This is a genomic window from Vibrio sp. Vb0937 (assembly GCF_033338855.1).
This window is the reverse complement of sequence record NZ_JAWOTK010000466.1, coordinates 1-1,032: the sequence shown is the minus strand read 5'-3', so window position 1 is coordinate 1,032 and position 1,032 is coordinate 1. Positions and strand designations below refer to the sequence as shown.

The following is a 1,032-nucleotide window of genomic DNA, read 5'->3' as shown; positions in this document are numbered from 1 at the left end:
TAGCAACTTCTACAAAGAAAAAGTACGAAATCGAAATCGACGTTCGTGTTGCTATTGACCGTAAAACTGGTGAGTTTGTAACTTACCGTCGTTGGTTGGTTGTTGACCAAGTAGAAAGCCCAACGAAAGAGATCTCTCTAGAAGCTGCTCAATATGAAGATGATTCAGTTGAGCTAGGCGATTACGTAGAAGATGAAATCGAATCAGTAACGTTTGACCGTATTACGACTCAAACGGCTAAGCAAGTTATTGTACAAAAAGTTCGTGAAGCTGAACGTGCACAAATCGTTGAGCAGTTTATCGACAACGAAGGTGATCTAATCACTGGTGTTGTTAAGAAGGTAAACCGCGACACAATCGTTCTTGACTTAGGTAACAACGCAGAAGCGGTAATCCTACGTGATGACCAACTTCCTCGTGAAAATTTCCGTCCAGGTGACCGTGTACGTGGTCTTCTGTACAAAGTTGCTCCAGAAGCGCGTGGTTTCCAATTGTTTATCACTCGTTCTAAGCCTGAAATGCTTGAAGAACTATTCCGTGTAGAAGTTCCAGAGATCGCTGAAGAAATCATCGAACTGAAAGGCGCTGCTCGTGATCCTGGTTCTCGCGCTAAGATCGCAGTGAAAACAAATGACAACCGTATTGACCCTGTTGGGGCGTGTGTTGGTATGCGTGGCGCACGTGTACAAGCTGTTTCTGGTGAGCTTGGTGGTGAGCGTATCGATATCGTGCTTTGGGATGATAACCCAGCTCAATTCGTTATCAACGCAATGGCTCCAGCAGACGTAGCTTCTATCATCGTGGATGAAGATGCACACTCAATGGACATCGCAGTTGAAGCCGACAACCTAGCACAGGCTATCGGTCGTAACGGTCAGAACGTACGTTTAGCATCTCAGCTAACGGGTTGGGAACTAAACGTAATGACAGTTGCAGATCTTCAGAAGAAACACGCTGAAGAATCACAAGCGTCTATCGAAAACTTCATGAAGTACCTAGACATCGAAGAAGACTTTGCTCAGCTGCTTGTTG

Annotated in this window: 1 protein-coding gene; it reads left to right on the top strand. The window is 45.2% G+C overall.

The window, feature by feature from the left end; genetic code table 11:
- Nucleotides 1-1,032: transcription termination factor NusA (nusA, locus tag R7P67_RS26565; RefSeq protein ID WP_318086549.1), on the top strand; the 1,032-nt coding region annotated here is incomplete at both ends.